Genomic DNA, 26027 nt, shown 5'->3' on the forward strand with positions numbered 1-26027 from the left:
CTTTGGAGAAAATTATGGCGGACAACGGTTTTTCGATTTCGGGTGAACTCACGGAAACGGGTCACCGGCTCCTGCAGCGCGTCTATTACGAGGACACGGATTTTTCCGGTCTCGTCTACCATGCTCGCTATCTGCACTTCCTCGAGCGCGGCCGCACCGATTACCTCCGTTGTCTCGGCGTCGAGCAGCGCGAACTCATCAATGCGGACGAGGAGGGGCTTGTCTTCGTCGTCCACCGCATGGAGATCGACTTCAAGCAACCGGCGCGGATGGATGACATCCTGATGGTGCTGACCCACACCGAAAAAGCAGGTGGCGCCAAGATGGTCCTCAATCAGGAAATCCGGCGCGGCGAAACGCTGCTGATCGCCGCCAAGGTGATCATCGCCGTCATCAACGCCAATGCGAGGCCGCGACGACTGCCCGAAGCGCTTGCAGAGAGATTTCTGGAAGGCAGCAAGCCGCTCCGTGGACCGTGAGCCTTTGCGGCCGCAGCGCGATCCCGCCGTTTCAACATCGTTTGCCTGCGGCGATTCGCGCAGGTTGATCGCGAAGCGATGAAAAGACGCTGGATTCCGGCCTTGCATAAACATGAGTTTTGTGTGAAGGAATTCGCGCGCTGGAAGTTAAGCGCTGTTGTGGTCATCGACCTAGATCTGACCAAGTAATCCAAGGGATAACTCTTTCGCCGATAGTTTCGCTGTCATGATCTGGCGCTAACGAACTGTTAACCATAATAGTGTCTTACTCGGATTGTCGGAGTTTGTGCGGTGCACGCCTTCCTTTGACCAAATTTGACGGCAAGGAAGGCGGATAAGAGCTTGGAAGCTTGACCAGGGCTTTGGGCGGCCGCCAGACACTTCTTGCGAGATCACTTTGTGCCGCCCGGTCAAGTACCGGGCGTTTGGATTCGGGGATTTTGGATCAATGGAACAAGTAGGATTGGCAGCAGCAACGGCCGACGTCAGCCTCTGGTCGCTGTTTATGCAGGCAGGTCTCGTCGTCAAGCTGGTCATGCTCGGGCTCATCGCAGCCTCGGTCTGGACCTGGGCGATTGTCATCGACAAGTATCTGGCTTACGGCCGCGCGCGGCGCCAGTTCGACAAGTTCGAGCAGGTGTTCTGGTCGGGTCAGTCGCTGGAAGAGCTTTATCGGACGCTGTCGGAACGCAACAACACCGGCCTTGCCTCGATCTTCGTCTCTGCCATGCGCGAATGGAAGAAGTCGTTCGAGCGCGGCGCGCGCTCCCCGATCGGTCTGCAGATGCGTATCGACCGCGCCATGGACGTCACGCTCGCTCGTGAATCCGAATTCCTCTCAGCCCGTCTCGGCTCGCTGGCGACAATCGGTTCTGCCGGTCCGTTCATCGGCCTCTTCGGTACGGTCGTCGGTATCATGACCTCGTTCCAGGCGATCGCCGGCTCGAAGTCGACGAACCTCGCGGTCGTTGCCCCTGGTATCGCGGAAGCGCTGCTCGCAACCGCAATCGGCCTTGTTGCCGCTATCCCAGCCGTTATCGCCTACAACAAGTTCACTGCCGATGCCGGCAAGCTCTCTGCTCGCATGGAAGGCTTCGCGGATGAATTTTCTGCCATCCTTTCGCGCCAGATCGACGAGAAACTGCAGCCGCGTCAGGCCGCGCAGTAATCGACGGGAACGGAGTCAACGATATGGGTATGGGTGCTCCAAGCGGTGGCGGTAGCGGCAGTGGCCGCGGTGGTCGTCGTCGCGGTGGCCACAGAGGTGGTGCCATCTCCGAAATCAACGTGACGCCGCTCGTCGACGTTATGCTCGTGCTTTTGATCATCTTCATGGTCGCCGCACCGATGATGACCGTCGGCGTGCCGGTCGATCTGCCGGAAACGCAGGCGAAGGCGCTGAATTCCGAAACGCAGCCGATCACGATCTCGGTCAAGAATGACGGCCAGGTCTTCCTGCAGGAAACGCCGATCCCGGCCGAGGAGATTGCCGCGAAGCTCGAGGCGATCGCAACGACCGGCTACAATGAGCGCATCTTCGTTCGCGGCGACGCGACCGCGCCTTATGGCGTGATCGCCGACGTCATGGCCCGCATCCAGGGTGCCGGCTACAAGAACATCGGTCTCGTGACGCAGCAAAAGAAGGACCAATAGCAAACGCTATGAAGGCCAGTATCGTCACATCTGCGGCTCTGCACTGTGCACTGCTTGCCTGGGCACTGATCTCGATCGGCTCCCCGGAGCAGTTCAAAGTCGAGGATTTCGAGGCGATGCCCGTCGATCTCGTGCCTGTCGAAGAGATGTCGCAGCTGCAGCAGGGTGACAAGACGGCGCCCCCGAAGGAAAAGGCGGCGCCGAAGCCGACGACCAAGCCGGCGACAGTCGATAACGCGGAAAACATGGGCGATAACAATATCGACCTCAAGACGCCGCCGGTCCCGAACGCCAAGCCCAGCAACAATGAGAGCGCCGCTGCCCCGAAGGCGGCCGAAAAGCCTCTTCCGCAGAACGATCCCGTGCCCAACGAGGTGAAGGAGATCGTGAAGGAGGAGACGGACGTCGAGCCGAAGCAGGTCGCTTCCATCACGCCGCCGAAGCCGGAAATCACCCCGCCGACCCCGACGCCGCCGAAGGCTGAGGAACCGCCGCAGGAACAGGCCGAGCCGCCGAAGCCGGACGCTGAGGCGCTGCCGGACAAGGTTCCGACTCCGGTCGTGAAGCCGCAGCCAAAACCACCGGAACAGAAGCCAGCCGAAAAGCCCCCGGAAAAGAAAACCGAGGACCAGGCGACGGCCGACGACAAGCCGACGGACAAGAAGAAGGCTGAGAAGAAGCAGGAGAAGGCCAAGTCTGCCTCTTCCAAGCAGAGCGATTTCAACGCTGACGATATTGCGGCTCTGCTGAACAAGCAGGATCCTTCTTCCGGCGGTGCCAAGCGCTCGACAGAAGTTGCGTCACTCGGTGCGAAGAAGACCACGAGCGGCTCCAAGCTCTCGATGAGTGAGATGGACGCGCTGCGCAGCGCGATTGCCGGCAACTGGTCGGTTATCCCCGGGATGGAAGGCGCAAGCGAAGTTCGCATCAAGGTCCACATGAAGCTAGACCCTGATGGCAACATCATCGGCTCACCCGATGTTGAAGCGACCGGCGGCACAAACGAGGCGACGCGGATGGCGTTGGCAAGCGGTGCCAAGCGCGCCGTCATGAAGTCGTCGCCCTTCACGAACCTTCCGAAAGACAAATATGACGCCTGGGGCGAAGTTATCGTCAACTTCGATCCTAGCGATCTAGCCCTTTAAAATGCTGAAAGGCTTGTCCTCCATGACCAAGTGTTCCCTCATCCGCGCCTTGATGGTCGCCGTCGGCATGATAACCACTGCGGTTGTCGCCACGCCGGCGAACGCGCTTGTCGAAATCAACATCAACAAGGGTAACGTCGAGCCGCTGCCGATCGCGATCACTGACTTCCTGCAGGGTGACATGGGCGCGCAGGTATCGCAGGTTATCGCTGCCGATCTCCAGCGCTCCGGCCTCTTCGCGCCGATCAACAAGAACGCCTTCATCGAGAAGATCTCCAACCCGGATGCCGCTCCGCGCTTCGAGGACTGGAAGGTCATTAATGCACAGGCCCTCGTCACCGGTCGCGTGACGCAGGAAAGCGACGGCCGCCTCCGCGCCGAATTCCGCCTTTGGGATACGTTTGCCGGCACGCAGATGACCGGTCAGCAGTTCTATACGCAGCCGGAGAACTGGCGCCGCGTAGCCCATATTATCGCCGATGCGATCTACAAGCAGATCACCGGCGAGGAGGGCTACTTCGATACCCGCGTCGTCTTCGTGTCCGAATCCGGCACCAAGCAGGATCGCAAGCGTCAGCTCGCCATCATGGACCAGGATGGCTTCAACGTCCGCATGTTGACGAACGGCAGCGACCTCGTTCTGACGCCGCGCTTCTCGCCGAACCGTCAGGAAGTCACATACATGTCCTTCGCCAACCAGCAGCCGCGGGTCTACCTGCTGCAGCTTGAGACGGGACAGCGCGAGGTCGTCGGCAACTTTCCGGGCATGACCTTCTCGCCGCGCTTCTCGCCCGATGGCCAGAAGGTCGTGATGAGCCTGCAGCAGGAAGGCAACGCCAATATCTACACGATGGACCTGCGTTCGCGCACCACGACGCGCCTGACCTCGACAGCCGCGATCGATACGTCGCCGTCCTATTCGCCGGATGGCGGGCGCATCGTGTTCGAAAGCGACCGCGGCGGCAAGCAGCAGATCTACGTCATGAACGCCGACGGCTCCGGCCAGACGCGCATCTCCTTCGGTGACGGCAACTACTCCACACCGGTCTGGTCTCCGCGCGGCGATCTGATTGCCTTCACCAAGCAGTCGGGTGGCAAGTTCTCGATCGGTGTGATGAAGCCGGACGGTTCGGGTGAGCGCATCCTGACGACGGGCTTCCACAACGAAGGCCCGACCTGGGCGCCGAATGGCCGCGTCATCATGTTCTTCCGCCAGGCGGCGGGTGCCGGTGGTCCGCAGCTCTACTCGATCGATCTGACAGGCTACAACGAGCAACTCATCAAGACCCCGACCTACGCTTCGGACCCAGCCTGGTCGCCGCTTCTCGAGTAGTAAAGCTTGTGAACGTGCCTTTTTGTCGCCGCAAAAATCCCTGATTGGGGCGGCTGAGGGACAAATCAACCATCTGTTAACCATAATTCTTGAATGCCGATTAACCCAACGAGGTTACAGTCCGGCAACCTTAATCAAGTCGCAAGGAGACCGGCCATGAGCCGAATTCACACCCCGGCAATGAGCCGCATGCAGAATTTTGCCCGTAACCCCGTCATGATCGCGCTTGTCGCCGGTCTTGCTCTGGCCGGTTGCGCCAACAAGAAGAACATGGCGAACAGTGCAGGCGACCTCGGCCTTGGCGCCGGCGCCGCAACGCCTGGTTCCGCCCAGGACTTTACCGTCAACGTCGGCGACCGCATCTTCTTCGACACTGACTCCACCTCGATCCGCGCGGACGCTTCCCAGACGCTCGATCGTCAGGCTCAGTGGCTCGCCCGCTATCCGAAGTACGCGATCACCATCGAAGGCCACGCCGACGAACGCGGTACGCGCGAATACAACCTCGCTCTCGGTGCTCGCCGTGCAGCCGCCACCAAGGATTACCTTGCTTCGCGTGGTGTTCCGGCTCAGCGCATGAAGACGATCTCCTACGGCAAGGAACGTCCGGTTGCCGTCTGCGACGATATTTCCTGCTGGTCGCAGAACCGCCGTGCCGTTACCGTTCTCGGTGGCGCCGGTATGTAATTGCCGGGAAATATTACAATTTCGAAAGGCGGCTCCATCGCGGGCCGCCTTTTCTTTTTGAACACACTTTGGCCAGTTTCCGTTGCTTTTTGAAAGCAATTGGAAAAATCTCCTGTTCGCGCCAATGGGCGCGAAGAATCACAGGGACAGGACAAACCATATGAAAAAACTTGTCGTTGCGGGCATGCTGTGCCTCGCGGCCGTGGCCGGGGCGGGCCAATCGGCGAATGCGACGTCGCTCTTTGGGTGGCAGATCGGCGGCAAGGCTGCGGATCGGCGGCCGCAGGCACCGGTTGTAGACGTGCAGGCCGCCGGCGGCGCCGAAGTTCGCGTCCAGCAGTTGGAAGAGCAGCTGCGTCAGCTGAACGGCCGCATCGAGGAGATGAGCTTCCAGCTCCTGCAGATGCAGGAAACGATCCGCAAGGCGCAGGAAGACAATGAATTCCGTTTCCAGGAACTGGAAAAGGGCGGCGGCGGTAGTGCCGGCAGCAGCTCCAAGACGATGAAAAAGAGCGAGGCCAATGTGCCTCCTCCGGTTCAAGGTCAGGGCGGTGGTGACGATGTCGCCCGCGTTATCCAAGCACCGCAGGGAGCCGAGACGGCTCCCTCGACCGATGTTCCGGCAAACGATGGCCTCGGCCAGCCGCCGAAGCAGCTCGGTTCGATGGAGTTCGACCAGAACGGCAATCCGATCGGTGGCTCGGTCAACGAGGGTGCCACAGTTGGATCCGGCCCGCTTCCGGGCGTCGATTCCGGCCGCTCGTCGCAGACTGCCTCGCTCGGCAGCGAAGCCGACCAGTACAAGGCTGCCTATGGCCACGTCCTTTCGGGTGACTACTCGACGGCCGAGCAGGAGTTCACTCAGTACATCGCTCAATACCCGAGCAGTGCTCGAGCAGCCGATGCCAATTTCTGGCTTGGCGAGGCGCTCTACTCGCAGGGCAAGTATAACGAGGCCGCCAAGACGTTCCTCGATGCTCACAAGAAGTATGGCAGCTCTGAAAAGGCGCCGGAAATGCTGCTGAAGCTCGGCATGTCGCTTGCCGCGCTCGACAATACGGAAACCGCATGCGCCACGCTGCGCGAAGTTTCGAAGCGTTATCCCAAGGCTTCTCGTGCCGTGATAACCAAGGTTGCCAGCGAGCAAAAGCGTCTCGCCTGCTAAGGACTTCCGGTTTGCGCCCGGACGGCCCCCTTCTACCCGAGACGGCAGCACGCCGTTTTCTTGACTCGCTGATCAAGCCCTCGCGCATCCTTGTCGCGATTTCGGGTGGAAGCGATTCAACCGGCCTGCTTCTGGCGCTCGCCGAAGCACTCGAGGCCGCGCCCAACTCGAAAATATCCCTTTGTGCCGCAACCGTCGACCATGCGTTGCGCACAGACTCGGCCGAGGAGGCGCACCAGGTTGCAGCCTTCTGTCGGTCGCTCGATATTCCGCACCTCACCAAGACATGGCGCGGTGAAAAGCCCAAGACTGGTACGATGCTGGCGGCACGCGAAGCCCGTTACGCTCTGCTTGCCGATGCCGCTGAAAGCCTGAACGCAGATATTGTCGTGACCGCGCATACAGCCGACGATCAGCGCGAGACACTCGCCATGCGGAGGGAGCGTTCAGAACAGCCAAGCACCGGCATTGCCGATCTCGTTCTCTTTGATCGCCGCTTGTGGGTAGCTCGACCGTTGCTTGGTTGCCAGCGGGAGGCGATCCGCGATTACCTTCGCGCGCGGCAGGTCGCCTGGATCGACGACCCAAGCAATGAGGACCCGAAGTACGAACGTGTGCGGATACGGTCGCGCCTTGCTGAAGAGGCTGATGTTGTTCCGGCTCCGGACGAAGTGGGCGATTTACGAGCGGGCGTCGCCGTTTTGGCGGCTCGATGGTTGGATCAGTATTTCGTTTTACATTCTCCCTTGATCGGCCACGTGATCCCGGCCGGGCTCGTCGCCGAAAGGCAGATCCTTAGCTACGCCGTCGCCCGCCTTGCAGCGGTATTTGGTGGGCAAGCGTTCGCGCTCGGTCGCAAGCAGATAGACGATGTGCTGGCGTTTATCGAAAAAGGTGGGGTGGGCCGGATGACGGCGGGGAGGGTGGTTTTCGACCTTCGGCGCGACGGGCTCTTTCTCGTTCGCGAGAACCGCGGCATCCTGCCGTTGACGCTAGCACCCGCCACGCGCGCTGTCTGGGACGGCCGATTCCTGGTTGAAAACGCAGCTCATACGGAAATCGGCATCGTTGCTGGCAAAACAGTGGCACAGAGCGGTCAGCTACCTAGGGGCGTCGTCAGGCGGGCCCTGGTGGCCATCCCACGTATCGTCGACGTGGCAGGGCACGAGGCTCCTGGCAGTATTGCGGAGAAAGTCCGGATCACAGCCTATTTTTCGCCCTTCGACCGTTTTTTGACACGATTTGATTTCATCTTTGCACAGAGCCTTGCGGCTACCTTTGGAACACGCCCCTATCCAAAACCGCCTTTAGGTCGTATTGACGGAAAATCTATCTAACAGTCCAGTTTGCCTTGGCAATCACCTGCGGCAATCCTATGTTAGAGGCCAAATAAGACGGTCGCCATGAGGCGGTTGTTCCAGTGCTGGGGAGTTCGATGAACCCTAACTTACGTAATTTCGCCTTGTGGGCAATCATAGCGCTTCTGCTGATTGCTCTGTTCAGCATGTTCCAGACGTCGCCGGCGCAGACCAGCTCCCGCGAAATCCCTTACTCGCAGTTCCTGCGTGAAGTGGATGCGGGCCGCGTCAAGGAAGTCGTCGTCACGGGCAACCGCGTTTCCGGCAGCTATGTTGAAAACGGCACCACCTTCCAGACCTATACGCCAGTCGTTGACGACAACCTGCTCGATCGTCTGCAGCAGAAGAATGTTCTCGTTTCCGCGCGCCCGGAAACCGATGGTTCGTCGGGCTTCCTGAGCTATATCGGCACGCTGTTGCCGATGCTTCTGATCCTTGGCGTCTGGCTGTTCTTCATGCGGCAGATGCAGGGCGGTTCGCGCGGCGCGATGGGCTTCGGCAAGTCCAAGGCTAAGCTTTTGACCGAAGCGCATGGCCGCGTGACCTTCGATGACGTCGCAGGCGTGGACGAAGCCAAGCAAGACCTCGAGGAAATCGTCGAATTCCTGCGCGATCCGCAGAAGTTCCAGCGTCTCGGCGGCAAGATTCCGCGCGGTGTTCTGCTGGTTGGCCCTCCCGGTACCGGTAAGACACTGCTCGCCCGCTCTGTCGCCGGTGAAGCAAACGTTCCGTTCTTCACGATCTCGGGCTCCGACTTCGTCGAAATGTTCGTCGGCGTCGGCGCGAGCCGTGTCCGCGACATGTTCGAACAGGCCAAGAAGAATGCGCCTTGCATCATCTTTATCGACGAAATCGATGCCGTCGGTCGCCACCGTGGCGCCGGTCTCGGCGGCGGTAACGACGAACGCGAGCAGACGTTGAACCAGCTGCTGGTCGAAATGGACGGCTTCGAGGCAAACGAAGGCATCATCTTGATCGCGGCGACCAACCGGCCCGACGTTCTCGATCCGGCGCTTTTGCGTCCGGGCCGTTTCGACCGTCAGGTCGTCGTTCCGAACCCCGACATCGTCGGCCGCGAGCGTATCCTCAAGGTGCATGCCCGCAACGTGCCGCTGGCACCGAATGTCGATCTCAAGGTTCTGGCGCGCGGTACGCCCGGCTTCTCCGGTGCCGATCTGATGAACCTCGTCAACGAAGCTGCCCTGATGGCTGCGCGCCGCAATAAGCGCGTCGTCACCATGCAGGAGTTCGAAGACGCCAAAGACAAGATCATGATGGGCGCCGAGCGCCGCTCTTCGGCGATGACCGAAGCGGAGAAGAAGCTCACGGCCTATCACGAAGCTGGTCATGCGATCACAGCGCTCAACGTTGCCGTCGCCGATCCGTTGCACAAGGCAACGATCATCCCGCGCGGCCGCGCGCTTGGCATGGTCATGCAGCTCCCCGAGGGCGATCGCTACTCGATGAGCTACAAGTGGATGGTCTCGCGCCTCTGCATCATGATGGGCGGCCGCGTCGCCGAAGAGCTGACGTTCGGTAAGGAGAATATCACTTCGGGTGCATCCTCGGACATCGAGCAGGCCACCAAGCTTGCCCGTGCGATGGTGACCCAGTGGGGCTTCTCCGACGAACTCGGCCAGGTCGCCTACGGGGAGAACCAGCAGGAGGTCTTCCTCGGCCATTCTGTTTCGCAGTCGAAGAATGTCTCCGAAGCGACAGCCCAGAAGATCGACAATGAAGTGCGCCGCCTGATCGACGAAGCCTACACTCAGGCTCGCGACATCTTGACGGACAAGCACGACGAGTTCGTTGCGCTTGCCGAAGGCCTGCTCGAATACGAGACGCTGACTGGCGAGGAAATCAAGGCGCTGATTCGTGGCGAGAAGCCGTCGCGCGATCTCGGTGACGATGCACCGCCCAGCCGCGGCTCTGCTGTGCCGAAGACCGGTACGCGGCCGGTGGCAAAGGGTGACGAGCCGGAAGCCGGCTTGGAGCCGCAGCCACATTGATTTCTCTTGAAGAATGACGGCAAGGCCGGGGTCCATTCTGGACGCCGGCCTTTTGCGTCGGTAACGCGATGTAATGGGTTTTCTTGCTAATTTACGTGATGGTCACCGCGATTTGTGTCATGCCGGTGACATAGCGAGGCCTCATTTGGGGCTCTTGTAGCGATATTCCGCCTGTGGCGGCTGATTTTTTGCAAGTGATGATGCGCAGCCTGAAGGCGCGCCAAGGCACAGGGGTGCATATGAAAAGACGCTATTTCGGTACGGATGGCATTCGCGGTCAATCCAACGTGTTCCCGATGACACCGGATCTTGCGATGCGGGTCGGCATTGCAGTTGGGACGATCTTTCGCCGAGGCAACCATCGTCACCGCGTCGTCATAGGTAAGGACACGCGCCTTTCAGGCTACATGTTGGAAAACGCGATGGTTGCCGGCTTCACCGCCGCCGGCGTCGATGCGTTCGTTCTCGGTCCTATCCCGACACCGGCCGTTGCGATGCTGACGCGTTCGCTGCGCGCCGACATTGGTGTCATGATCTCTGCCTCCCACAATCCCTATCAGGACAATGGCATCAAGCTCTTCGGGCCTGATGGCTACAAGCTTTCCGACGATCTGGAATCGCAGATCGAAGACCTGCTTGAAAAGGATCTCTCCACGCAGCTTGCGAAGGCCGATGATATCGGCCGCGCCAAGCGCGTTGACGGCGTTCACGACCGCTATATCGAGCATGCCAAGCGTACGCTGCCGCGCGACGTCACATTGCAGGGCTTGAGGATCGCGATCGACTGCGCAAACGGGGCCGCCTACAAGGTGGCGCCTGCCGTGCTCTGGGAGCTCGGTGCTGATGTCGTGACCATCGGCAACGAGCCGAACGGCACGAACATCAACCTCAATTGTGGCTCCACGAGCCCGGTCGCGCTGCAGAAGAAGGTCGACGAAGTGCGCGCCGATATTGGCATTGCGCTCGATGGCGACGCCGACCGTGTCATCATCGTCGACGAGAACGGTGCGGTCGTCGACGGTGACCAGCTGATGGCCGTAATCGCCGAAAGCTATGCCGAGAGCCAGCAGCTTCGCGGCGGCGGTATCGTCGCGACGGTCATGTCGAATCTCGGGTTGGAGCGCTTCCTCGGCGATAAGGGACTTGGTCTTGTGCGTACGATGGTCGGTGACCGTTACGTTGTCGAACACATGCGCCAGCACAACTACAATGTCGGCGGCGAGCAGTCCGGCCACATCGTGCTGTCCGACTATGGCACGACAGGCGACGGTCTCGTGGCGGCCCTGCAGATTCTTGCTGCGGTCAAGCGGACCGGCAAGACGGTGAGCGAAGTTTGCCGTCGCTTCGATCCGGTGCCCCAACTGCTACGCAACGTCCGCATCTCCGGCGGCAAGCCGCTGGAGGATATCCTGGTGCAGAAGGCGATCGCCGATGCAGAGGCCGAGCTTGCCAAGAACGGCCGCCTCGTCATCCGTCCGTCCGGCACCGAGCCACTGATCCGTGTCATGGCCGAGGGCGACGACCGCGCCCAGATTGAACGCATCGTCAATGATCTGACCGGCGTGATCGGTGGGGTGCGCGACGCGGCGTGAAGGCGGCCGCGCATGCGGATGTCGATTCGACCCCGCTATGCACTTTTTTGCCTAAGGTCATGATGAATATCTTGTAAACTTAATCGGACATTAACTCTGATTTGTAAGACTTCGGGACGAATAAGAGCCGTATGCGGTCGATTGGCACGCGGACTATTTGTGTTCCTGGAGAATTATTATGAAGAGATTTTTGATTGCCGTGGCTACGGTGCTGGTGGGAACTACCCCAGTTCTCGCGGCCGATCTCTATGTTGACCCGCCGGCACCGGCGCCTGTCTTCGGCGGATGGTATTTGCGCGGCGAACTGGGCATGAGCAACCAGCGTCTTGGCGGGTTGCAACAAGAATTGTTTGACGAAGTCGAGCTCCATCCATTTCTGGACGATGGCGGCTTCGACAGCGCGCCGTTGGGTGGCCTGGGTGTAGGCTATCAATTCAACCAGTGGCTACGCGCTGACGCGATCGTCCAGTATCGCGGCAAGGCCGACTTCTCCGCACTCGATCGTTATGGACACACCGATGCATCCGGGACGGCTGTTTGGGATGGCACCAATGACTATGACGGTGCCAAGTCGGAATGGCTGCTGATGGCCAACGCCTATGTCGATCTGGGCACCTGGTACGGCATCACGCCATATGTCGGAGCCGGTATCGGTACCTCTCGCAACACCATCTCCGGTTTCAGGGACATTAACGTCCCGACGCAAGGCGTCGCTTATGCCGATAGCGACTCCACCTGGAACTTTGCCTGGGCGCTGCATGCGGGCCTCGGCTATCAAGTGACAGACCGTCTTACCGTCGATTTCGGTTATACCTACCTTGATCTAGGCGATGCAAAGACCGGCCGGATCCACTCCTACGACAACACGGTGGACACCGGGCCGATGCATTTCAACAACATTACCTCGCACGATTTCAAACTCGCCTTGCGCTACTCATTGCAATAACCAGCCACGTTCTTTGTTGCATGAGTTCTCACTTACAAGGCTGCCTTCACGGCAGCCTTTTTCGCGTGGGTCGAACGCTGATCGCAGTTAACGAATATGGTTAACCGCGCGTTAGCATCTCGCTGGAATAATGTCCGCGTAGTCAGTCATGCGGGCGTTCTATTGCCCGGCCGGGAATTTGCAATGAAATCGTCCAAAGTGATCCCCGCCACTGTCGCAAGCCTTATGCTGCTCGGCAGTCCGGTGGCGGCGGAAGAACCACTGATTACGGACGTACCGGAGGTTAGCATTGCCGGCAGCTCAATGACGACCGGATGGTATCTTCGGGGTGATCTCGGCTATGCGCCGTGGACGGGCAACGAAAAACCGACTTATCACGTCGGTGGTGCCGGCGACGGCGAGTTCGATCCGGCGCGCTTCTCCCAGCCCGTTTCCGGTGGCGTCGGGATCGGTTATCAATTCACCGACATCTGGCGCGCCGATTTAACGACGGATTTCTTCAAGAGCGATTTTTCCGGTACAGCACGCCTCGATCTGCCTTGTGCGGCCTCTGCTCCCGCCGGAACCGGTTGCGCCTACGGCACACGTGCCGATGTTCGGGCGTATGGCATCATGACAAACGGCTACGCCGACCTTGCGACCGTTGCCGGCTTCACCCCCTATGTCGGTGCCGGCTTGGGGATAACGAACGTCAGATGGGGCAGCGTGAGATCCCAACCGGAGTGCGTCGACGGCGCCTCGACATGCGCGGCAGCCACGTTCGCCCCACAGAATTTGAATGGCGAAAACAGCTGGCGCTTCACCTATGCCCTGATGGTTGGCGTCAGCTATGAAGTCGCCGATAACATCAAGGTCGATTTTGGCTATCGCTTTTCCGATATTGCCGGCGGCAGCATGTTTACAGGTCCCTACCCGGAAAGCGGGCGCGATCACGGGATGACCCGGCACGAGGTCCGTGTCGGCCTGCGCGTTGCTGGCTGGTAGGCCGGCCGATCCGCGACGCAATGACGCGTATAGACCAAAAATTTCTCTCGTTGCGCCGCCGACTGCTTGACTTCGATCTCACCGCCCTATAACGACGGCGGCGGGACACTCCTCCCCAACGAGGAGCTATCTATCTGGAAGGATAGCACATGGCGAAGACCGCAAAGCCGGACGTACGTCCGCAAAACACCCATTTTTCTTCTGGCCCTTGCTCGAAGCGCCCCGGTTGGTCGCTCGAAGCCCTTTCCGACGCGCCGCTTGGCCGTTCGCACCGCGCGAAGATCGGAAAGACGAAGCTCAAGCAGGCCATCGATCTCACACGTGAAGTGCTTGAAGTGCCCGCGGATTACCGCATCGGCATCGTTCCTGCCTCCGATACCGGCGCCGTTGAAATGGCGCTCTGGTCGCTGCTCGGCGAGCGTGGCGTCGATATGGTCGCCTGGGAAAGCTTTGGCGCCGGTTGGGTCACCGACGTCGTCAAGCAGCTGAAGCTGAAGGACGTTCGCAAGATCGAAGCCGGTTACGGCGAGTTGCCTGATCTTTCGACCATAGATTTCGACCGGGACGTCGTCTTCACATGGAACGGCACCACCTCGGGCGTTCGCGTTCCGAACGGCGATTTCATTCCCGCCGACCGCAAGGGTCTGACGATCTGCGATGCGACCTCGGCCGCCTTCGCGCAGAACCTCGATTTCGCCAAGCTCGATGTCGTCACCTTCTCCTGGCAGAAGGTTCTCGGCGGCGAGGGCGCCCATGGCGTCATCATCCTGTCGCCGCGCGCCGTCGAGCGCCTGACGACCTATGCACCGGCTTGGCCGCTGCCGAAGATCTTCCGCATGACCTCGGGCGGCAAGCTGATCGAGGGCATCTTCACCGGCGAAACCATCAACACGCCGTCGATGCTTTGCGTCGAAGACTATATCGATGCGCTGCTGTGGTCGAAGCAGGTCGGCGGTCTCAAGGGCCTGATGGCCCGCGCTGATGCCAATGCCAAGGTCATCGCCGACTTCGTCGCTGCCAACGACTGGATCGCCAACCTTGCGGTGAAGGCTGAGACGGCTTCGAACACCTCCGTCTGCCTGAAGATCACCGACAAGGACGTTCTGGCACTCGACGCCGACGGCCAGGCGAACTTCGCCAAGGGCATCGTCAGCCTGCTCGACAAGGAAGGTGTCGCCTATGACATCGGCCACTATCGCGATGCGCCGTCCGGCCTTCGCATCTGGGCAGGTGCGACCATCGAAACTGCTGACATGCAGAAGCTGATGCCGTGGTTGACCTGGGCGTTCGAGACCCAGAAGGCTACGCTTTCCCAGGTCGCTGCCTGAGTTGATCGCATCCGGCTCCGCCGAATGGGCGGAGCCTCGCATCCTGATTTCATCCATCGTTGAACTTTTTGAAGGAAGCCCCCAATGGCACCTCGCGTTCTCGTATCCGACGAACTGTCGGAAACCGCCGTCCAGATCTTCCGTGATCGCGGCGTCGAAGTCGATTTCCAGCCGCAGCTCGGCAAGGACAAGGACAAGCTCGCCGAAATAATCGGCAATTACGACGGTCTCGCCATCCGCTCCGCTACCAAGGCGACGGAAAAGCTGATCGCCTCCGCGACCAACCTCAAGGTCATCGGCCGCGCCGGCATCGGCGTCGATAACGTCGACATTCCGGCCGCATCGCGCCGCGGCATCATCGTCATGAACACGCCGTTCGGCAATTCGATCACCACCGCCGAGCACGCCATCGCGCTGATGTTCGCGGTCGCCCGCCAGCTGCCGCAGGCCGATGCCTCGACGCAGGCCGGCAAGTGGGAAAAGTCGAAGTTCATGGGTGTCGAAATCACCGGCAAGACGCTTGGCGTCATCGGCGCCGGCAATATCGGCGGCATCGTGTGCAAGAAGGCCATTGGCCTCGGCATGCATGTTCTCGCCTATGATCCTTTCCTGTCGGCCGAACGCGCGCAGGAAATGGGCGTCACCAAGGTCGAACTCGACGAGCTGCTGGCCAAGGCCGATTTCATCACCCTGCACGTGCCGATGACCGACAAGACTCGCGGCATTCTCGGCAAGGAAAACCTCGCCAAGACCAAGCCCGGCGTTCGTATCATCAACTGCGCCCGTGGCGGCCTGGTTGACGAAGCGGCACTCGCCGAAGCCATCAAGTCCGGTCATGTCGCCGGTGCAGGCTTCGACGTCTTCGAAGTCGAGCCCGCCAAGGAAAGCCCGCTCTTCGGCCTGCCAAACGTCGTCTGCACGCCGCATCTCGGCGCCTCGACCACGGAAGCCCAGGAAAACGTTGCGCTGCAGGTTGCCGAGCAGATGTCGGACTACCTGGTGAAGGGTGCCGTTTCCAACGCCATCAACATGCCGTCGATCACGGCTGAGGAAGCGCCGATCCTGAAGCCGTTCATCCGGCTCGCCGACGTTCTCGGCGCCTTCGTCGGCCAGGTCACGGAAGAGCCGATCAAGGAAATCGAAATTCTCTTCGATGGTGCGACCGCCACGATGAACACGCGCGCCCTGACGAGCGCGCTGCTTGCCGGCTTGATCCGCACGCAGGTTGCCGACGTCAACATGGTTTCGGCCCCCGTTATGATCAAGGAAAAGGGTATCGTTCTCTCCGAGGTCAAGCGCGACAAGACGGGCGTCTTCGACGGTTACATCAAACTGACTGTCAAAACCGACTCGATGACCCGCTCGATCGCCGGCACGGTGTTCTCGGACGGCAAGCCGCGCTTCATCCAGATCAAGGGCATCAACCTCGATGCCGACGTCGGTTCGCACATGGTCTACATAACCAACACCGACGTCCCCGGCATGATCGGTTTCATCGGTACGACGCTTGGTTCTGCTGGCGTCAACATCGCGAACTTCCAGCTCGGCCGTGACAAGCAGGGCGGTGATGCTATCGCACTGCTTTATGTCGATGGCCCGATCGGCGACGAGGTGCTTGCCAAGCTTACGGCGAATCCGGCGATCCGCCAGGCAAAGCCGCTGGTCTTTGCGGTCGATTAAGTGTTGCTCCCAAGGCAATGAGAAAGCCCGGCGCGGGAACCGGCGCCGGGCTTTTTCTTTTGTCTCTCGGTCGACCAAGTTGATCACTGTCACGCGGGCGACTATCGTTATCTTTTAGCGGTTTGTTCCAATATCAATTTCAGGAGCTTCCATGACAAAGTCAGCCGTCGCTATTGCCATTGCGCTCACATCGCTTATTGGGCTCTCTTCATGCGCAAACACCGCGAACGGACTTGCCAAGGATGGCAGGGAGGCGGGCAATGCGCTGGATGCCAGCACGCATCGCATTCTCAAGGCCGGCGCGAACTAAATCGCACTGCCGGCCCTCTGCCTGCGCGTAGCGTAGCCCGCCAGACCAAGCGGGCTCGCGATCACTGCGGCGTTGCCGGAGCCGGAGTAGCCGGGGCCGGAGCGGCGGGAGCTGCAGGGGTTGCCGGAGCTTCAGCGGGTGGGTTCGCTGCTGGTGGCGTTGCTGGTGTTGCCGGTGCAGTCGATGCAGGCGGTGGCGAAGCCGGCTCGGAAGCCGTCGGCGCTGGCGCAGCAGGTGCAGTCGTGGTCGATGTACTCTGTGATCTCGGCCAGTAGGTGGCTGCGAGGGCCACGATGACGACGATCGCTGCCAGCACAATCCATATGGTCTTGCTCTTCGACGCCGACGTGTTCATCGGGTTTGGTTTGTTGAAATCATTTGTCATGTTACTCCTCCTCTAAACGTTAACTCCCTGGCGCGTAAAATGTTCCAATACGCGCAAATCTCCGTGAATGCTCTATGAAGGCTGCCGGCGTGATGCGCTCGTATCGGCGGAAGCTCACAAGGGCTTGCAGGCGCCATCTTAGCGATTTTACAGTAACGAACCTCCAATTTAACTTGCTCGTGTCTCGCTTCGCACCGCCGCTTCGCGTGTATCTGGACCTTGACGGTGGGCGGGAGGCCAGGCTCGACAGCCTTGCTGCGGAGAATCTTTTCGATGTTGGAGGCCGGGTGCGAAGAGTATGACGGCAATCCTCTTTGCGGCTCTCTTCGCGAGCAATGCAGGCATGGCTGAAGCGGTAAGCGAACGAGCGGTGCCTGCGTGATCGGATTTCGCAGAGGACGGATCGCCGGTAACGGCGACCCTCACTCGACCGGTTTCAGCAGTCTCAGCGCATTGATGGTGACCAGCACCGTGGCGCCGGTATCGGCCAGAATGGCGGGCCAGAGGCCGGTAATGCCTGCAATCGTTGTCACCAGGAACACGGCCTTCAGGCCGAGTGCGATGGTGATGTTTTCGACGATGTTTCGCATGGTGCGCTTGGAGAGCGCAATCATTGCCGCAATGTCGCTGACGCGGCCATGCAGGATCGCAGCGTCAGCGGTTTCGAGCGCCACATCGGTGCCGCTGCCCATAGCGATGCCGACATCCGCGGTCGCAAGGGCGGGGGCGTCGTTGATGCCGTCACCGACCTTGGCAACGATCAAGCCGTCACGCTTCAACTCGTTCACGATGCGCTGCTTGTCCTCGGGCATCAGCTCGGCGCGTACCTCGATGCCGAGCTGCCTGCCAATGGCCTCCGCCGTGCGGTGATTGTCGCCGGTGAGCATCACGATCTTGACGCCTGCCTCAGTCAATTCCTCAAGGCCGGACTTGGCGTCATCGCGCGGTTCGTCGCGCATGGCGATGGCTCCCGCCAGCGTGTCGCCGACGATGAGCACGGACACAGTCTTTCCATCGTCATTGAGCGCGCTGATGCGGGTGGTCTGATCGGACGAAAGAGGAATTCGTTCGCCGGCAGCCTTGGGAGATCCGAAGAACACCGGCTGGCCCGCGACCGCCCCGGTGATACCTTTTCCTCCTAGAGCCTTGGCGTCGGTCGCTGCGGGGAGGGTGACCCCCGCCGCTGTTGCCCTTGCCAGGATCGCGAGCGCCAGCGGATGGCTAGATCCTGTCTCAAGCGCAGCCGCATACTTCAGGACTTCCGCTTCGTCTTTTCCAAAAGCGATCACATCGGTCACCTGCGGCTTGCCTTCCGTCAGCGTGCCTGTCTTGTCGAGGGCAACGGCGGTGACTTTGCCAAGGGTCTCAAGGACCGCGCCGCCTTTCAGCAGCAGTCCACGGCGCGCGCCCGAAGAAAGCGAGGCGGCAATTGCGGCCGGGGTCGAAATCACCAGGGCGCAGGGGCAACCGATCAGCAATATGGCGAGGCCCTTGTAGATCCACTCGTCCCAAGCGCCACCGGCAAGAAGCGGTGGCAGGATTGCGACAAGAGCAGCGGCGACGACCACACCGGGTGTATAGTAGCGAGAGAAACGATCGATGAAGCGCTCCGTCGGCGCCTTGGATTCCTGCGCCTCCTCCACCAGCCGGACGACGCGGGCTATCGTGTTGTCGGCGGCCGCCGCCGTCACCTTGACCCGAAGTGCCGCGTCACCGTTGACGGTGCCGGCAAAAACCATGTCGCCTTCGCCTTTGCGCACCGGCGTGCTTTCGCCGGTGACTGGCGCTTCGTCGATTGCGCTCTCGCCGGAAAGGACGGTGCCATCCGCTGCGACGCGGTCGCCCGGACGAACCAGAATAGTCGAACCGACAGCGAGGCTTTCGGCTGGCACTTCCCGGGTCGTACCGCCCTCTTCAAGGAAGGCACGCTTCGGTACCAGCGTCGTCAGAGATTGGATGCTCGCGCGCGCCTTGCCGGCGGCGACGCCTTCCAGCAGTTCGCCGACCAGGAACAGGAAGACCACTGCGGCGGCTTCCTCGCCGGCATCGATGACCACTGCGCCGACCGCCGCGATCGTCATCAGCATCTCAATCGAGAAAGGGGTGCCCGCGAAGGCGGCGACGACCGCGCGCCGAGCGATCGGAACAAGCCCGACGAGCATTGCCACGTTGAATGCATAGGGTGCAATTGCCGGCACAAGGTGACCAATAGCGTAGGCCACAACGAGCGCTGCGCCGGAAAGGATTGTCAGGCGGCCTTCCTTGCTTTGCCACCAAGGTCCGGCCATCGGGGCGTCGTGACCGTGCAGACCTTCAAGTGCGTCCGTCGCCTTTTTCCCTGCGGGTTCGTGGTCGGCATGATCATGATCAGTGTGGACATGATGGTGGTGGGCATGGCTCGTCGGTGGGGTTTCCGCCGGCGACCTTCCGACGAGTTGCGAGACGGAATAGCCAAGGCTCGTCACTTTCCGCTCGATGGCGACAAGGTCGCTGTTGCCATTGTGGCGTACGGTCATCGCTCCTGCCGTCACGGAGACCGAAACGTCTTCGACGCCTGGCATACGCCGCACGGCCGTATCGATCTTGGCTGCGCAGCCGGCGCAATCCATGCCGTCAACCCTGTAACGTTTCTCGACCGTTTCACCCATGATCCGCTTCCTTGTCACAAAGAAGCATCCTTCCTACATCCTCTAGCGACTAGAGGTGCAAGAGGAAAATCATGAAAAAGATTACGATCGGCGAAGCCTCCCGGAAAAGCGGCGTCAAGGTACCGACGATCCGCTATTACGAGAGCATCGGCCTCTTGCCAGAGCCGAACCGCAGCGAGGGCAATCAGCGCTCGTACGAGCTGGCAGATCTACGCAGGCTCGCCTTCATCCGTCATGCCCGAGAGCTTGGGTTCGAAGTGGAAGCAATCCGCACACTGCTGACCCTGCAGGACGATCCACATCAGTCCTGCGCTTCCGCCGACGCGATCGCCAAGGCCCGTCTGATCGAAGTCGAGCAGAGAATCCGCAGCCTGATGGCGCTGAAGGCGGAGCTGGAGCTAATGGTGGAAGGCTGCGGTCACGGTCGCGTCGATCAGTGCCGCGTCATCGAGGTTCTGGCGGATCACGGTCAATGTAGTCACCCGCACGACTGACGGTCGGATACCAGATCGGTAAGCTCCAACGAGACGACAATAGGCTGGAAGATATACTCCGTTGCACAATACAAAGGCGTTGCGCCTAAAGTTTGTGCGAACTATGATTCTGATTTTATTTAGCTTTTTTGTCTATAACCTGTCGATCCGCTGCCATTATTTTATGTGATTTCCTCATGACCGGTCTCCAGAAAGCATTTGTTCCGATCGATGCGCCGAATGATGATTTTCAGTCGCTGTTTGCAACCCATCCGTCGCCGATGTGGGTCTACGATCCCGGCAGCCTTCGCTTCCTGATCGTCAACAACGCTGCCGTCGATCTCTACGGCTATTCGCGCCAGGACTATGCGCGCATGACGGTCCTCGACATTAGGCCGGAGCAGGAGCGCAAGCGAATGCTCGATGCCGTGCAGCGTCGAACCGACATGGAACGCGCCGAGCGTTGGACGCATCTGAAGGCCAACGGCGAAACCCTTGAAGTGCTCACCTATGGACGGGCGGTTCGTTTTGACGGGCGGGATGCGATCCTGGCGATTGTTCAGGACCGGACCGAGGTCAACGCAGCCCAGAGGCAGGTGAGCGATACGCGCTCGATGCTCGACAGCATCGTCGACAACCTGCCCGTCGGCGTCTTCGTGAAGGATATGGAAGAAGACGGACGCTATGTCCTTTTCAACGAGGCGTGCGGTGGCATCGTCGGCTATGATCCGAAGGACATTGTCGGCAAGAGCGATCGCATCATATTCGACGACAGGCAAACGGACATCTTTCGCGAGCAGGACTCCAGGGCTCTTGGGGCCGGAACAACCATCAGCTTCGAGGAGACGATGCAGCGTGCCGATGGGACACCGCGGATTCTGCGGACGATCAAGCGTGCACTCCCTGCGCTGGATGGCGGAGCGCCGCGCTATGTACTCGGCATTTCCCACGACGTGACCGAGGAGCGATCGGTCGAGGCCCGCCTCGCTTATATGGCAATGCATGATGCACTGACCGGCCTGCCGAACCGCGCATTCTTCGCCGATCATATCCAACGGGAAGCACGGATTGCCACCGCGGAAAATCCGCTCGCGCTGCTTTACCTCGATGTCGACCATTTCAAGCACATCAATGACAGCAAGGGCCATGCGGCGGGCGATGCACTGCTCTGCCAGGTCGCCGCGCGTCTGATGCAACTGGTGGCGGACGGCGACCTCGTCGCTCGTCTCGGCGGCGATGAATTCGCGCTTCTTCTGTCTTCGGAGCAACGCGAGAGCATCGAACGCTTTGCCGAACGCCTGCTCAGGTCGTTATCGGCCCCGTTTGATCTCGACGGCGTCAACGAGCACGTCACCTGTAGCATCGGCATTGCGCTTGCGCCTGAGCATGCCGAGGACGACGATGTCCTGATGCGGAACGCGGACCTTGCGCTCTACGCAGCCAAGGAAAGCGGCCGCTCGACTTACCGCTTCTATCTGCCGGAAATGCGCCTGGAAGCAGAGCGCCGGCACATGCTCACGGCCGAACTTCACGAGGCGCTGCTTAAAGGTCAGTTCGAACTTCACTACCAGCCGATCGTGCAACTTGATGACGATGGCCTTGCGGGCTTCGAGGCCTTGATCCGCTGGCGCCATCCCGTTCGAGGACTGGTCCCGCCGATGGAATTCATTCCTCTCGCCGAGGAGACCGGCCTCATCGTTCAGATCGGTGAATGGGTGCTGCGCGAAGCCTGCCGCGCGGCGGCCGCCTGGCCTAGCCATTTGAAGATCGCGGTCAATCTCTCCGTGTGCCAGTTCCGGCACAACAGCCTGCTTGCGACGGTCGTCTGCGCACTCGACGAGACCGGCCTTCGTCCGGAACGCCTCGAGATCGAGATTACCGAATCCGTCTTCCTTGCCGACGTCGAGCAAAGCCTGCCGCTGCTGCGGGCATTGAAGGAACTTGGCATCCGCATCGCCATTGACGATTTCGGCACCGGCTATTCGTCCTTCAGCTACTTGCGGGCCTTTGCCTTTGATAAGATCAAGCTCGACCGCAGCTTCGTCTCTGGCATTGAAACGGATCCGGGCAATCTGGCGATCGTACGTGCGGTCGTCGGTATCGGCTCCGGCTTCAATGCGACGACGCTTGCGGAAGGGATCGAAACCGAGGAGCAACTGCAGAAATTGCGCGCCGAAGGCTTCAGCGAGGTGCAAGGCTTCCTGCTCGGCAGGCCGATGCTAGAGGCCGAGGCGCAGGCTCTGATCGAAGGCGGCGCCTCGCCCTTGCCAATCGGAGCTCGTGGCTGAAATCGATCGCATCGAAGGTGTCGGCAGTCATGCTGCGATAGCATTCCTGATGGCGCAGCAGAAAGAATGGCCGGGCGGTGATGCAACGTGGGCCTGCGTGAGACTTCCTGCCGGCAGCAACGGTGCGACGATGCTGCACGACATCAGTGTTGCTCTCAACGCTCAGTTAATCTCGGTTTCATCGGCGGAAGCGACTGACCTCGATGCCGCTGCCGACGGGCAAAAGCACACTGGTAATGCCCGGCTTAGCCCGGATAGCTTTGCCGTATTGCCTGACGTTCTCGTCGCCCGGGCGCAGCATGTTGTCGGCAACGACGATCGCGCCCGGATTGAGCTTGGGATAAAAAGCCTCAAGGCAAGGCAGGTACAAGTCTTTCCAGAGATCCACCAGGACAAAGTCGATGCCATCCATGAGTTCGCCGATCAGCTGGACTGCGTCGCCGATCCTGAAATCGATCCAATCGGCAAGCCCGGCCCTTGTCGCCATCTCCTTGGCATGTGTCGACTTGTACTCGTGCAACTCCATGGTGATCAGTTTGCCGCCTGCGGCCCGGGCAGCTTCCGCCAGCCAGATGCCGGAATAGCCGAAGGATGTGCCGAGCTCGAGCATGACCGGCTGCTTGAGGCTCTTGGCGAGAATGTTGATGAACTGCCCGGTTTCGCGGCCGACCGCGCGCAAGCGCATGTCCTGCCCTCCGTCGCGACCGCCGGGCGGAAGCTCGCGTGGGCAGTTTTGCTCCTCGCGGATCATGGCATGATAGGTGTCAAGCACGTCCTGGATCTTGCTATCCATGGTTCGTTCCTCGTTCGGGCGGCGTCCTGAGGTAAACCGCTCCAGAGCGGCCTGTCGGTTGGCGAGTTTTGACCGGCTGGAACTCCCGCGAAAGTTAAACTTTCGCAACAATCGACATTTGCTGGCGGCTGTTGTTGCAGAGCTTTGAGATGTCGACTACATCGGGTTCGTCAATGGCCCGGATATCCTGGCCACGTAAGCGTTAACGTCACTCAACGCGTATGATCGAACGGCTCTGCGGCTTCGATCTGCGCGACTGTGTCCTGCGGATCGAGGTGAAGAGCCTCTGAAGGACACAATGGATAACAATCAAAACCCAACTCACAGCCTGCCAGCTCCCCTGGTCGAACGGGTTCGTCACGAACTGCGTCGCCGCTCTCTGACGGTCGCCGAAGTCACCGACCTCACGCCGGGCATGCGCCGCATCGTCCTCACGGGTGAAGATCTTGCGGACTTCGTCAGCCTGGCGCCCGATGACCACGTGAAGATTTTCGTTCCCGCGGCCGAGGGCGAAGCGCGCCGCGACTACACGCCACGGCGGTACGACAGCAATGCCCGCACATTGACCATCGACTTTGCCTTGCATGAGGCGGGTCCAGTGACCCAATGGGCGATCGATGCGTCTGCGGGCGATACGCTCTCAATCGGTGGGCCGCGCGGCTCAGCGGTGGTCTCCGCAAGTGTGACAAGGTGGCTGCTGGTCGGCGATGAAACTGCCCTACCAGCCATGGGACGTCGGATCGAGGAAAGCGACACCGATACAGTGATCACCGCGATCGCGGCGGTGACCGGTCCGGCACAGAGACAGATCTTCGAAACAAAGGCGGACCTGTATATGCATTGGGCGGACCGTCCCCTTTCGGACGCGACGGACGCCCGGCCGCTCCTGAACATCTTGCGCAGTATAGACATCGAGCGCGGGACGTTCGTTTGGGTCGCGGCAGAGGCTTCGGTCACGCGTGCCGTCCGCGAGTATCTTGTGACCGAACGAAGCCATCCGCTGCACTGGATCAAGGCGTCCGGCTATTGGGTGAAGGGGAAGGCAGATACGACTGAGAAGTTCGACTAGAAGCGGGCTTTGAGGCAGGCGACGGCTCGCTGTTCCTTTGCCCTGTCGATTGACAGACTCTGTAAGCCGCAATAACCAGAGCGGGCCGAAAAATGATCGACCGGCTGGTTATTCGGGCCCTCGCACCAGCGGGAATTAGTCGCCAGAAGCGAACCCACGGCACCTGACCTTATCAAGAGGCGGTGCTGTGTCTTCGAAGAAAGCTTCTGGCGCAGTCCACGTCAGCGTGGAGAACAATAATGACCGATACAAAGACCCTGCTGATCGCCCAACTGCTGATCGCCTGCATGATGCCTTTTGCATGACGGGATTGTTTAGCTTCCTGAAACTTCAACTGACAGCCGAATGGTTGCACGAATGGCTGAAAGCTTTCTTCACCGCCTGGCCGCGTGTTCGCTACCGGGCACGCGGATTTTCGTTGTGAGGTTCGTCATTCATTCAATACGCCGGATCACCTGCTTCTGGCTTTACGAAGCACTTCTTAGTCGCTTCCTCAGCGGCAGCAGCGAAAGGCCGGCGAGCAGCGCGAAGGCCGCGCCGGCGAGGAAGGTCATCTGGTGTCCGCCCCAATCCCAAAGCGCACCGGCAAGTACGCTCGCGGCGAGAAGCGCGACACCGGCAATCAGGTTGAAGATGCCGAAGGCGGTTCCGCGCAGCTCGGCGGGTGCGGCATCCGCAACGAGGGTGGCTAACAACCCTTGCGTAAATCCCATGTGGAGACCCCACAGCAATACCCCGATCCCGAGGCCCGCCAACCCGGGAAGAAGCGCAAGGCTGAGGTCGGCGAGAACGAGAAGCACGAGCCCGACAATCAACAGTGTTATTCGGTCGACACGATCCGCCATGACGCCTGCGGGGTAAGCCGAGAACCCATAGGCAATATTCATGACGATCAGGACGATCGGCACGAACATGACGGGAAGTCCCATCTGTTGGGCGTCGAGGATGAGGAAGGCTTCGCTGAAACGTGCGAGCGTGAAGACTGCGGAGACGGCAACGACCAGCCAGTAGATCGCAGGCAACCGGACGAGTTCCGAGCCTCTAAGCGGCACCCGGGCGCGCCGTTGGTCAGCATGTGGCGGTTCCTTAACGACAAAGAGGATGATCGCGACGGAGCAGAACGCTGGGATGACCGCGATCCAGAAGACTGTCGAATAGTGCTCGGCGGTCCACCACATCAAAACAAGAGCCAGCGCTGGCCCAAGGAATGCGCCGACCGTGTCGAGCGACTGGCGCAGACCAAAACTTGCGCCGCGGATTTCCTTCGGGCTGATATCGGCGATCAGGGCGTCGCGCGGCGCCCCCCTGACGCCTTTCCCGATGCGATCTATGAAGCGGGCCGCCACCAGCCAGCCCAGCGACGGCGCCAGGGGAAACACGGGCTTTGTCAACGCAGCCATGCCGTAGCCCAGGGCGACAAGCAGCTTTCGCTTGCCAAGCCAATCGCTCAGTGCTCCGGAAAACACCTTGGTGATGGCGGCGGTCGCCTCGGCAATACCCTCGATCAGCCCGACTGCAAATGCCGAGGTGCCGAGGACGGCAACCATGTAGACCGGCAGCAGCGCGTGGATCATCTCCGAGGAGATGTCCATGAACAGGGAGACGAAGCCAAGAGCCCAGACGCCTTTCGGGATCGCCCGCAGGACCGCGGGTCTTGAACCGGCAACGTCGACCATGCGAACTACCTTTCACAAACTAACCC

The 26027-nt window shown here is 60.4% G+C and carries 23 protein-coding genes; 19 read left to right on the top strand and 4 right to left on the bottom strand.

Annotated features, from left to right (window positions below; translation table 11 throughout):
• The first annotated feature begins 14 nt into the window (after positions 1–14).
• From ybgC to FHX09_RS05475, 15 genes are all read left to right on the top strand, one after another.
• A complete protein-coding gene (ybgC, locus tag FHX09_RS05405) occupies positions 15–479 on the top strand; it encodes a tol-pal system-associated acyl-CoA thioesterase (RefSeq protein WP_132594170.1) in 465 nt (154 codons plus the stop codon).
• A 448-nt stretch (positions 480–927) separates the two neighbouring features.
• Entirely contained in the window at positions 928–1647 is a 720-nt protein-coding gene (gene tolQ, locus FHX09_RS05410; protein ID WP_007802632.1) for a protein TolQ, read from the top strand.
• 23 nt (positions 1648–1670) lie between these two features.
• Positions 1671–2132 (top strand): protein TolR, encoded by a 462-nt coding sequence (gene tolR / locus FHX09_RS05415; RefSeq protein ID WP_007802633.1) that lies wholly within the window; start codon positions 1671–1673, stop codon positions 2130–2132.
• An 8-nt stretch (positions 2133–2140) separates the two neighbouring features.
• Positions 2141–3277, top strand: coding sequence for a hypothetical protein (locus FHX09_RS05420; protein WP_132594168.1), 1137 nt, complete (start codon positions 2141–2143; stop codon positions 3275–3277).
• A gap of 22 nt (positions 3278–3299) precedes the next feature.
• On the top strand, positions 3300–4610 hold the full coding sequence (tolB, locus tag FHX09_RS05425; protein ID WP_007802637.1) for a Tol-Pal system beta propeller repeat protein TolB: 1311 nt from the start codon (positions 3300–3302) through the stop codon (positions 4608–4610).
• Positions 4611–4766: 156 nt separating this feature from the next.
• Positions 4767–5297, top strand: a complete 531-nt coding sequence (pal, locus tag FHX09_RS05430) for a peptidoglycan-associated lipoprotein Pal (RefSeq protein ID WP_007802639.1) — start codon at positions 4767–4769, stop codon at positions 5295–5297.
• Between the two features lie 160 nt (positions 5298–5457).
• The gene (ybgF, locus tag FHX09_RS05435; protein ID WP_184449390.1) at positions 5458–6462 is read left to right on the top strand and encodes a tol-pal system protein YbgF; all 1005 of its coding nucleotides are present in this window, start codon (positions 5458–5460) and stop codon (positions 6460–6462) included.
• Positions 6463–6473: 11 nt separating this feature from the next.
• Positions 6474–7799 carry a tRNA lysidine(34) synthetase TilS gene (tilS, locus tag FHX09_RS05440; protein ID WP_132594164.1) on the top strand — a complete coding sequence of 442 codons (1326 nt, stop codon included), beginning with the start codon at positions 6474–6476 and terminating at the stop codon, positions 7797–7799.
• Positions 7800–7897: 98 nt separating this feature from the next.
• A complete protein-coding gene (gene ftsH / locus FHX09_RS05445; protein WP_007802644.1) occupies positions 7898–9829 on the top strand; it encodes an ATP-dependent zinc metalloprotease FtsH in 1932 nt (643 codons plus the stop codon).
• A gap of 239 nt (positions 9830–10068) precedes the next feature.
• On the top strand, positions 10069–11421 hold the full coding sequence (gene glmM, locus FHX09_RS05450; protein WP_007802648.1) for a phosphoglucosamine mutase: 1353 nt from the start codon (positions 10069–10071) through the stop codon (positions 11419–11421).
• Positions 11422–11599: 178 nt separating this feature from the next.
• Entirely contained in the window at positions 11600–12367 is a 768-nt protein-coding gene (locus tag FHX09_RS05455; protein ID WP_183719456.1) for an outer membrane protein, read from the top strand.
• 183 nt (positions 12368–12550) lie between these two features.
• A complete protein-coding gene (locus FHX09_RS05460) occupies positions 12551–13351 on the top strand; it encodes an outer membrane protein (protein WP_132594160.1) in 801 nt (266 codons plus the stop codon).
• Between the two features lie 149 nt (positions 13352–13500).
• Complete coding sequence (locus tag FHX09_RS05465) at positions 13501–14679, top strand: phosphoserine transaminase (RefSeq protein WP_007802654.1); 1179 nt, start codon at positions 13501–13503, stop codon at positions 14677–14679.
• Between the two features lie 84 nt (positions 14680–14763).
• Entirely contained in the window at positions 14764–16359 is a 1596-nt protein-coding gene (serA, locus tag FHX09_RS05470; protein WP_007802656.1) for a phosphoglycerate dehydrogenase, read from the top strand.
• A gap of 151 nt (positions 16360–16510) precedes the next feature.
• A complete protein-coding gene (locus FHX09_RS05475) occupies positions 16511–16669 on the top strand; it encodes a hypothetical protein (RefSeq protein WP_007802658.1) in 159 nt (52 codons plus the stop codon).
• A gap of 61 nt (positions 16670–16730) precedes the next feature.
• Here the strand turns inward: FHX09_RS05475 and FHX09_RS05480 are convergent, their stop codons facing one another.
• Together FHX09_RS05480 and FHX09_RS05485 are read right to left on the bottom strand one after the other, a co-directional pair.
• Positions 16731–17054: a hypothetical protein gene (locus FHX09_RS05480; protein WP_132594158.1), complete on the bottom strand. Its 324-nt coding sequence runs from the start codon at positions 17052–17054 to the stop codon at positions 16731–16733.
• Between the two features lie 422 nt (positions 17055–17476).
• The gene (locus FHX09_RS05485; RefSeq protein WP_184449392.1) at positions 17477–19702 is read right to left on the bottom strand and encodes a heavy metal translocating P-type ATPase; all 2226 of its coding nucleotides are present in this window, start codon (positions 19700–19702) and stop codon (positions 17477–17479) included.
• A gap of 71 nt (positions 19703–19773) precedes the next feature.
• On the opposite strand from FHX09_RS05485, the gene FHX09_RS05490 reads away from it, so the two are divergent.
• A complete protein-coding gene (locus tag FHX09_RS05490; RefSeq protein WP_132594154.1) occupies positions 19774–20196 on the top strand; it encodes a helix-turn-helix domain-containing protein in 423 nt (140 codons plus the stop codon).
• A gap of 176 nt (positions 20197–20372) precedes the next feature.
• On the top strand, positions 20373–22463 hold the full coding sequence (locus FHX09_RS05495) for a bifunctional diguanylate cyclase/phosphodiesterase (protein ID WP_183719452.1): 2091 nt from the start codon (positions 20373–20375) through the stop codon (positions 22461–22463).
• Positions 22464–22641: 178 nt separating this feature from the next.
• Here the strand turns inward: FHX09_RS05495 and FHX09_RS05500 are convergent, their stop codons facing one another.
• Positions 22642–23256, bottom strand: coding sequence for a DUF1442 domain-containing protein (locus FHX09_RS05500; RefSeq protein WP_184449393.1), 615 nt, complete (start codon positions 23254–23256; stop codon positions 22642–22644).
• 298 nt (positions 23257–23554) lie between these two features.
• On the opposite strand from FHX09_RS05500, the gene FHX09_RS05505 reads away from it, so the two are divergent.
• Both FHX09_RS05505 and FHX09_RS30415 read left to right on the top strand, forming a co-directional pair.
• A complete protein-coding gene (locus FHX09_RS05505) occupies positions 23555–24325 on the top strand; it encodes a siderophore-interacting protein (RefSeq protein ID WP_184449395.1) in 771 nt (256 codons plus the stop codon).
• A 187-nt stretch (positions 24326–24512) separates the two neighbouring features.
• On the top strand, positions 24513–24749 hold the full coding sequence (locus FHX09_RS30415) for a DUF2798 domain-containing protein (protein ID WP_132594148.1): 237 nt from the start codon (positions 24513–24515) through the stop codon (positions 24747–24749).
• Positions 24750–24792: 43 nt separating this feature from the next.
• On the opposite strand, the gene FHX09_RS05515 is transcribed toward FHX09_RS30415, so the two are convergent.
• Positions 24793–26001, bottom strand: a complete 1209-nt coding sequence (locus tag FHX09_RS05515) for an MFS transporter (protein WP_183719446.1) — start codon at positions 25999–26001, stop codon at positions 24793–24795.
• Positions 26002–26027: the final 26 nt, after the last annotated feature.

Source organism: Rhizobium sp. BK538 (assembly GCF_014197575.1).
In the GTDB taxonomy this organism is placed as follows: domain Bacteria; phylum Pseudomonadota; class Alphaproteobacteria; order Rhizobiales; family Rhizobiaceae; genus Rhizobium.